Annotated in this window: 9 protein-coding genes; 4 read left to right on the plus strand and 5 right to left on the minus strand. The window is 64.0% G+C overall.

The annotated features are described in order from the left end of the window. Positions 1-335: 335 nt before the first annotated feature. The gene (locus tag NF876_RS17355) at positions 336-1,091 is read right to left on the minus strand and encodes an oxygen-binding di-iron domain-containing protein (RefSeq protein ID WP_262270032.1); all 756 of its coding nucleotides are present in this window, start codon (positions 1,089-1,091) and stop codon (positions 336-338) included. A 144-nt stretch (positions 1,092-1,235) separates the two neighbouring features. Between NF876_RS17355 and NF876_RS17360 the strand changes: the two genes are divergently transcribed. Further along, positions 1,236-1,814 carry a TetR/AcrR family transcriptional regulator gene (locus NF876_RS17360; protein WP_262270033.1) on the plus strand — a complete coding sequence of 193 codons (579 nt, stop codon included), beginning with the start codon at positions 1,236-1,238 and terminating at the stop codon, positions 1,812-1,814. A 277-nt stretch (positions 1,815-2,091) separates the two neighbouring features. Here NF876_RS17360 and NF876_RS17365 read toward each other — a convergent pair whose 3' ends face one another. Further along, a complete protein-coding gene (locus NF876_RS17365; RefSeq protein WP_262270034.1) occupies positions 2,092-2,328 on the minus strand; it encodes a hypothetical protein in 237 nt (78 codons plus the stop codon). 216 nt (positions 2,329-2,544) lie between these two features. Here NF876_RS17365 and NF876_RS17370 point away from each other — a divergent pair, with 216 nt between their 5' ends. After that, the gene (locus NF876_RS17370; RefSeq protein WP_262270035.1) at positions 2,545-2,730 is read left to right on the plus strand and encodes a hypothetical protein; all 186 of its coding nucleotides are present in this window, start codon (positions 2,545-2,547) and stop codon (positions 2,728-2,730) included. Positions 2,731-3,208: 478 nt separating this feature from the next. Here the strand turns inward: NF876_RS17370 and NF876_RS17375 are convergent, their stop codons facing one another. The 3 genes from NF876_RS17375 to NF876_RS17385 form a co-directional block, all read right to left on the minus strand. Next, the gene (locus NF876_RS17375; protein WP_262270036.1) at positions 3,209-3,598 is read right to left on the minus strand and encodes a DUF6632 domain-containing protein; all 390 of its coding nucleotides are present in this window, start codon (positions 3,596-3,598) and stop codon (positions 3,209-3,211) included. Between the two features lie 118 nt (positions 3,599-3,716). Beyond that, entirely contained in the window at positions 3,717-4,739 is a 1,023-nt protein-coding gene (locus tag NF876_RS17380; protein WP_373696681.1) for an amino acid ABC transporter substrate-binding protein, read from the minus strand. 246 nt (positions 4,740-4,985) lie between these two features. After that, positions 4,986-5,984, minus strand: coding sequence for an AraC family transcriptional regulator (locus tag NF876_RS17385; RefSeq protein WP_262270038.1), 999 nt, complete (start codon positions 5,982-5,984; stop codon positions 4,986-4,988). 124 nt (positions 5,985-6,108) lie between these two features. Between NF876_RS17385 and NF876_RS17390 the strand changes: the two genes are divergently transcribed. Together NF876_RS17390 and NF876_RS17395 are read left to right on the plus strand one after the other, a co-directional pair. Beyond that, the gene (locus NF876_RS17390; protein ID WP_262270039.1) at positions 6,109-7,449 is read left to right on the plus strand and encodes a tetratricopeptide repeat protein; all 1,341 of its coding nucleotides are present in this window, start codon (positions 6,109-6,111) and stop codon (positions 7,447-7,449) included. Between the two features lie 86 nt (positions 7,450-7,535). Then, a complete protein-coding gene (locus tag NF876_RS17395) occupies positions 7,536-7,904 on the plus strand; it encodes a hypothetical protein (RefSeq protein ID WP_262270040.1) in 369 nt (122 codons plus the stop codon). The last annotated feature ends 513 nt before the right edge of the window (positions 7,905-8,417 follow it).

Below are 8,417 nucleotides of genomic sequence, written 5' to 3' on the forward strand. Positions count from 1 at the left end.
TCGGATGACAGCAACAGGTTGTCGTTCAGTTGGATGACAGGGAGGAGCGGACCATCGCACTCGTCGCCGTTGGGTTCTCTTCCATGATCCAATGGCCTGAGTCGGGAATGACCCCTTCGGTCACGTCACTGGCGGCAAAGTGCATCACGGTCGCCATCGTCGGGCCAAACGATTTCTCGCCCCCGATCGCTAGCACTGGCATCCCGAGCTTGGACTTGCTTCGAAAAATGAAGAGCCCCTCATGAAGCAGGAGAATCTCCATGCCCCACATGCTTAACCAAAGAGTTTCAGGGCGAGGCCGTGCGGCACGGTCGTGTACTGCCGCCAGCTTTGCCCTAGACGGCCGTGGCTTGAGCGATGGCCTGCCTGCGATTTGACGTGCGGCGGTCGTATTCGTCGGCCAGTGCAGACAGGGCAGCTCGGCCGTCGCCCGAGAAGGATGGGCCATGCATCAGTGCCAGCGTGCGTGGCGATAGCCTTGCAAGAGCACGGATCGTCGTTCCCATGTCGGGGCTCAGGCTGGAGTACTGGAACAGATCCTCGGCGGCGATCGCCGGGCCGACAATGTCGCCCTCGGTCAGCGCCGGGCCATTGCCGAGCTGGGTGAAGAGGTCGCCGCACAGCAGGGTTTGGGTTGACTCCTCGTAAATCACGCCGGCATCCCACCCGTGCGGCGTGTGTGGGGTGTCGAGGTAACGGATCCTCTTGCCTCCGCCCAACTCGATGATCTCGTCGTTCGCCAGCACCCGCGGCGGCCGATCCGACATGTCGTTCAGCGACACCATGCAACCGGTGTAGCCATGGGCGACCTGAGCGTCCGGGGCCATGGCCAGCCACTCATTCATGGCGCCGCATTCGTCGGCCTCGTAATGGCCGAACGTGATCCAGCGAAGATCGCTGACCGGCATGATCCGCGACACCGCTTCGGACACGAGCGGGAACATCTTCCGTAGGCCTGTGTGGAACAGGAGCGGTTCGTTACCAAGGACCAGGAAATGGTTGAAGGTGAAGCCGGCAGGCGGGGCGATGTCCGGCACGAACACGGAGATCCGATAGATGCCGTTGGCGATTTCGCTGATGGTGGGTCCCATGACTTTCTCCACACGATCATCTTGGTGGTCGCCACCGGCCGAACTGGGCGACGGTGGACAGCAGTCACATTTGAACGTACGATGATGTGCAGTGAAATGGCTGATCGTCAATATGGCGACCCAGCGCCGTGTGCCGAAACACACATGACCCGGACATACACCCTCAGGAAACGTGCGGAACAACAGGCGGAGACCCGGCAGAGGATCGTCGAGGCGGCTGTGGACCTGCACGGCAGCATCGGTCCGGCGCTCACCTCGCTCAGCATGATCGCTGAGCGGGCCGGCGTCCAGCGGCACACGCTCTACGCCCATTTTCCCGATGAACGGAGCCTCTACCTCGCCTGCTCAGGGCTCTCACTGGAGCGCGATCCCCTCCCCGACGCCGCGGCCTGGCGCACGATCGAGGATCCGCGCGAGCGTCTCCGGATCGGCCTTCGCGCCATCTATGGCTGGTACGAACGCAATGCTGATCTGGCCGCCTGCGTGCTGCGTGATGCCGAATACCACCCATTGACGAAGGAGATTGTCGCGCTGCGGTACGGTCCGTTCATGGCGGCCTATGGAGAGGTACTCGGCGCCGGGTTCAGCAACACCCAGAATGCGGTCTTGCGAGTGGCCCTCAATTTCTTCACGTGGCGGACCCTGATGCGCGAGAGCGGCCTGGAACGGGAGGCCGCCGTGGGAGCCATGGTCCGAGCCATCGATGGTGCCAAAGAGGCTTGAAGAGCCGGAGTACGACGGCGCGGGTTTCCGACGGGACTGGAACAGGGAACGCGCGTTGCGTTTTGAGAGAAGGAACCCGGATCGCCCTTGATGGGTGGCTGCCATGACTTGGACCGACCCCATTTCGCCCAATCTGCAATCATTGCGTGACTATCTGGCGGCTCAACGCGTGCGGCGGGCGTCGGACCACGAGCAGATCCGCCGCTCCCTGGAGGCGACCGAGCGGTCGCGCCGGATCCTGACAGAGCTGTCGGCGATGGTTGCTTCCAGCCCCGGATCAGCGGCTGGGCTGCTCCCGCCTCGCGATGGCATCCAGGGTGATCGAGCGATCCCCCTCCCATTGGACAAGGGTCTGCTCGACGACCGTCAGTAGGTTCTCGGCCGAGGTCGTATCGGCGCCCTGCCTCGCCAACCGGTCGATGTAGGCCGTCAGGCCGGCCACCCGTTCCTCGCCTTCGGCTAGGTGTCGATCTGCCAGGATCAGGTATTCTTGTTGATGCTGAAGGTCGTTCATGGCGGCGCTCCTCGGCTGTGCAGGCGGGAGCGCACTTATCTCTCGGTCACCGGCGCCTACGGGATCGGATCGGCTGGTGATGGTGCACTATGCGCCCGTGCGGCTCATAAGTCCAAGCGAGGCTGCGAATTTCCGAACCCATTATGCAGTGGGGGAGTTTCTTGATCAGGACAGGAGGCTATTGCCGTTGGGCCGCCGCGATCCACAAGGCAGGCCATGAAAACCGCATCGGAATACAGGAAGCACGCCGAGGAGTGCCGGGGCCTTGCGAAGCAGGTGCCCGAGGGGGAGCAGCGCAATCAGCTTCTGGAGATGGCCCGGACCTGGAACAATCTGGCCATCGAGCGGGAGAGGCTGGTCCGCATCCATCCGGAACTCGATACCTCCAAGGACCCGACCTAAGATCGGGTGCCGTCAAGGAAGCGGGTCAAGAGACGACAGGAGACGACGGCACGGCCGAGCGTGTCCCCGCATACCGTCTCAAACTTAACATAGATTAGCCTATGCTGGTCAGTGCTCGCCCGAGGCCCAGGATCTGCACTCCGTGCCAAGACGAGACGGTCAAGCTTGGGAGCGATGAGATGCCCAATCACTTTGAAGAGCGTTGGGAAGGGCCGATCAGAGGTCTCCGTCTCCCTCTCATCGTCTGGAAAAGCTTGGAGGACGACGGCATCACGACCCTTAACCAACTTCGGGCGGTTGCAGATCGGCTCGAACGACTCCCCGGGATCGGCCCCAAGACAGCCCAGGTGGTCCGCAAGGAACTCGCCCGCGTATCAGCCTCCGAAGGGCACTCCGCAGACCAGGATTGAAGTCTCGGATCCCGATGGCGGGACGTCATGCAATGCAGCGCTCCTGCCGTTCCGCGCTATCCGCAACTTCAACCGGTCACCGTGCTGCGCCGCGGCATGAGGACCGCCAGGACGGCGGTGACGATCAGGAGCGCGGGGGCATCGCCCAAGAGGTGTCCACGGTGTTCGGGGTACGCGATCGCTTGCGCGGTCATGATTCCACCGTGCACGACGCTCGACCAGACGGTGAACCAGATCAGGCTCCGGTTTGCGAGCGGGTCTCGCGACGCAGCGAGGAGAAAGACTCCCAGCGTCGCATAGATCCCGACGATCATTTGCAGGTAAGGGGATTGTCCGGTGTGATGCCATGCCCACCCTGTCGGCCAGAAAATCGTGAGCGGGTAGAACCCCACGAGGCAGACGAGACCAACGACGATGAGCGCAACCCGCAGGAACCTGACGCGACTTTCGGTATTCATTGGGCTCTCTCCCCTGCTTGCCGCCGCTCCAGGCGGGGGAATGTCCGAGCCGCGTGCCACGGCGCCTGATGCCTCCGGGGACGGGGTGTAAACCGTAATCGGCCGCTCTTGAGTATCCTCAACGGACCGGGATGCCATACTGGAGGCCTCCCTTGCTCCATAGGGCGTTCTGACCGCGCATGATCTTCAGGCGCGAGCCCTCGCCGACGTTCCGGTCAAAGCTCTCACCGTAGTTGCCCACGTGCCTGATGATGCGCACGGCCCAGTCGTTGGTCAGGCCGACGGCCTCACCGAACTTGCCTTCCGTGCCGAGAAGACGCTTGATCTCCGGGTTCTCGGAGGTCTTCATCTGGTCCACATTGGCCTTGGTCACACCAAGCTCCTCGGCATCCAGCATGGCGTTGTGGGTCCAGCGGACGATGTCGGCCCACTGGTTGTCGCCGTGGCGGACGGCCGGGCCGAGCGGCTCCTTCGAGATGATCTCGGGCAGGACGATATGGTCGTCCGGGGCCGAGGCGCGCAGGCGCTCGGCGTAAAGGCCGGAGGCATCCGTCGTGTAGGCGTCGCAGCGGCCGGCGTCATAGGCCTTGAACGTCTCGTCCGAGGTCGCGAACGCCACCACTTCGTACTTCATGTTGTTGGCACGGAAGTAGTCGGCGAGGTTGAGCTCGGTGGTGGTGCCCTGCTGGGTGCAGATCGAGGCGCCGTTCATCTCCTTAGCCGAGGACACGCCGAGCGCCTTGCGGACCATGAAGCCTTGACCATCGAAGTAGGTGACGGCCGGGAAGTCGAGGCCGAGCTGCGTGTCGCGCGACATGGTCGCGGTCGAGTTGCGGGACAGCACGTCCACCTCGCCGGACTGGAGGGCCGTGAAGCGGTCCTTGGCGGCGAGCGGAATGAAGCGGACCTTGGTCGGGTCGTCGAAGATGGCCGCGGCGATGGCGCGGCAGAAATCGACGTCGAGCCCGGTCCAGTTGCCCTGCGCGTCGGGCAGGCCGAAGCCCGCCAGGCCATTGTTGGCGCCGCAGGTCAGGAAGCCCTTCTGCTTCACGCTGCGGAGCGTCGCCTGGGCAGACGCGTCTGACACGGCAACGCTCGCCACGACAAGGCCAAAGGCAAGCGCTGCGGCTGCCCACTTCAGGGTGCCGGATCCCGTACGACGAGCATGGCCGTGGCGCCTGATCCGGACTGCCCACAGGTCGTTTCGACGTCCCATCTTGGCCTCCCTCAAAGGGGAAGAGGCCGTCCAGGAATACTGTGTGGCTAATGGAAACGGACCAGGAGCCCGTCAGAATTAGGAGCACCGGCAGCCATGACGCCACCTCCTCGCCCGTGGCGTATCATAGCACCGTTCCAGGCCCAGCCCTAAGACAATCATCCGGCGGGATCAGCGACGCCAAGCTGCGGGCGGGACGCCATACTCCCGGCGGAAGGCCCGGTTGAAAGCGGCCTCGGACTCGTAGCCCACCGCGTAGGCGATGCGCGCCACGGTGTCGGAGGTTTCCTTCAGCAGCATGGAGGCCTGCACCAGCCTCTGCTGGGCAAGATAGCGCATGGGCGGTTGGCCAATGATCCGGGTGAAGCGCTCTGCAAAAGCCGAGCGGGACAGGCCGATCTCACGGGCCAGATCCTCCGTGGTCCAATGTCGGCTCATCTGGCCATGCAGGAGGCCCAGGGCATGCCCGATGATGGGATCCTCTATTCCCGCCGCCCAGGCATTGCGGCCGGGCGGCTGCGAGGCGAAGTACCGGCGCACCGCCTCCATGAACAGAAGTTCGGCAAGTTTGGCGAGGATCGCGGGTGAATTGACATGGCCTGCGGCAAGCTCCTGCGCGGCGAACCGGAAGGAGCTTTCGATCCAGTTTACGGATGCGCCATCAGCAACGTTGAGTTTGAGGACGCTCGGCAGCATCGCAATGAGCGTGCTGTGCGGCATGTCATTGCCCAGGAAGCCACAGTAGATGTGCGTCCGCTCTCCGCCCCCTCCGTGAACGATGCGCGCCAGGCCACCATCCGGGCTCGGCTGGATCAGGCGTTCGGCCGAGATCGGGCGGACCGTCAGGGAACTGCCGATCACATGGTCATCGTTGCGCGGCAGGACGACGATCTCGCCGCCCTCGACCGGGATCGGTTTCTGCCCGTTGACCTTGAGCAGCAGGTGCCCGGCGGTCACGTAATGATAGGCGATGATCTGGCGCGGCTCGGGGGTGAACGGGGCGCAGTCCTCGGGCCCCACCTTGGCCGTCACACACCATGGCGCGCTGAAAGCGGCCTCGAGAAAGAGGCCGCCCGTGAGCCGCATGGTGCGGAACATGTCCAGGATGGCATCCATCACGCCCCCATGCAGATCCGGCGGATCGGCAAAGCGAACCGGCGCCTCGCTCATATCACCCGCCTGTCGGCGCGCCTAATGTAGCACCCGGGCTACGAAGTCGAAAGCAACGCCGCTGGCCGGGGCCCTCTGCCGGAACAGACATCCTGCGGTGGGCCACAACGAGGAGAGATCCGACATGATGATGGACAAGCAGGGCAATCCGCTCACAGGCGCAACCGTCGAGGCCGTGACGCTCTTCGACGAGGCTGTCGAGGCGTTCAACCTCTATCGCAGCGATCCGGTGGCATTGTTGGACAAGGCCATCAAGGCTGCTCCCGACTTCGCCATGGCGCGCATTCTGAAGGCTCACCTGTTTGCCCTGGCAACCGAGCCGGACGCCACCGGTGAGGCGAAGGCCATTCTCCGCAAGGCCAGGACGCTGCGCCTCTCCGACCGGGAGGCCTCCCACGTCGCCGCGTTGGACCTGCTGGTCGAGGGGAACTGGACCGCCGCCGCCACCATGCTCGACTACCACAACGCCCGCTATCCGCACGACCTGGTGGCACTCCAGTCCGGCCATCTCATGGATTTCTTCCGCGCGAGTGCGCGGAGCCTGCGCGACCGCGTGGCCCGCGTCCTGCCGAAATGGTCGCCGGAGATGCCGGGCTACTCGATCCTGCTCGGCATGCAGGCCTTCGGGCTGGAGGAGGCCGGTGACTACGCCCGGGCGGAGGAGTTGGGCAGGCGCGCCGTCGACCTGCAACCGCTCGACTGCTGGGCCCACCATGCGGTGGCCCACGTGATGGAGATGCAGGGCCGCGCCGAGGACGGCATCGGCTGGATGATCGCCCGTGAGCCGCACTGGTCCGGGGACGACAACTTCTTCAAGGTCCACAACTGGTGGCACCGCTCGCTCTATCACCTGGAGCTCGGGCAGGTCGACGAGGTGTTCGCGCTCTACGATGGGCCGATCCGCGAGAGCCGCAGCATCCTGGCGCTCGACATGGTCGATGCCTCCGCGCTGCTGTGGCGCCTGCATCTCTCCGGCTATGACGTGGGCGAGCGCGCGCGGGAACTGGCAGCGGCCTGGGACAACCACGCCGACGGCCGCACCTATCCGTTCAACGACTGGCACGCCGTAATGGCCTATCTCGGCACCGGCCGGGAGGATGAGGTCGAGCGCATCGTGCGGACCTACCGGGAGAACCACGCGGACGGGTCGGACGCGGCCGAGTGGGGACGGCGCACGGGTGTGCCTCTGATCGAAGGCTTTGCAGCGTTCTGGCGTAGGGATTACCAAGCCGCGGCCGACCACCTCTACGGCGTCCGCTACATCGCCAACAGCTTCGGCGGCAGCCATGCGCAACGGGACATCATCGACTGGACGTTGACCGAGGCGGCCATCCGCGGTGGGCTCACCGATCTGGCGGAAGCCCTGGCCCATGAGCGCCTGGCACTGAAGCCCCACAGCCCGGTCAATCGGGCGTTCCTGGCCCGGGCTGGAGGAAGCGCAGCGCCGGGTCTGAAGGCCGCGTGACCGTTATCCCACGTCCCGCTTCGGTCTGCATGCGGCGGGACGTGTCGCGGGAGAGACAAGAACCCGCAACCATGGGAGAGTTCACCATGAAGCACCTCGCCATCATCGTGCGCGACGACGCCTACGACAAGATCCTCACGCCGCTGACCTTTGCCTACACGCAGGCCTGCAACGGTGTGACGGTTGACATGCTGTTTCTGCTCTGGGCGGTGAAGGCGCTGACCAGCAAGGGAGCAGCCGCCCTCACGGTGGACGGCAGGCACAGGGATGACGCGGAATGGTTGCGCGCCCGAATGGCGGCGGACGGCGAGCCGACTGAGATCGAGGATTTCCTGAGACTTCTCGCCGGGACCGGCAACGTGCATCTCTTCGGCTGCCGCTATGCGGCACAAACGTTCGAGGTGCATGATTCAGACCTGATTGCAGAGGCGACCGGCATCGTTGACCCGGGCTGATTCCTGACTGAGAAGGCCATCAAGGCGGACCACTGTCAGTACTTCTGAATGAGCCAAGAGAGCCTTTCGGTTCGGCGGAGGATTAGGTTGCGGCCAACCCGAAATTGCCGGGAACCGCGAAGCCGCCGGTGGTTCCTGTCAGTGACAGCTCAACGGTAACACCTTAAGGTCCGAACAGGATCGAGCCTGTGTCAAAACTCAATGCAACCTGATGCCATTGTACGAGGAGATCCCTAGCCCGCTCCAAGTTGCAGAATACAGAGTTGGGCTAAGAAATAGCCCGTCAGCGTTTTGGCGTGGGCTCGGTCACCCAAAGAAACTCCCGGCTTCCTGGGGACGTCCGGTTCCGTGAGAAATGCTGCCCTCGAGACAATGTCTCAGGAGTTTCAAAGGACTAAACCGCTGCCGCGGTAGGCTCTGCCGGCTCTGTCGGCGTCTGGAACGATCATAGAGGTCACGCCGGGACGTGTCCGGCCTGAGAATGGAGAGGTTTCCTCCCCCCTCAGGACAGGA

The sequence above is a fragment of the Microvirga yunnanensis genome (genome assembly GCF_025460875.1).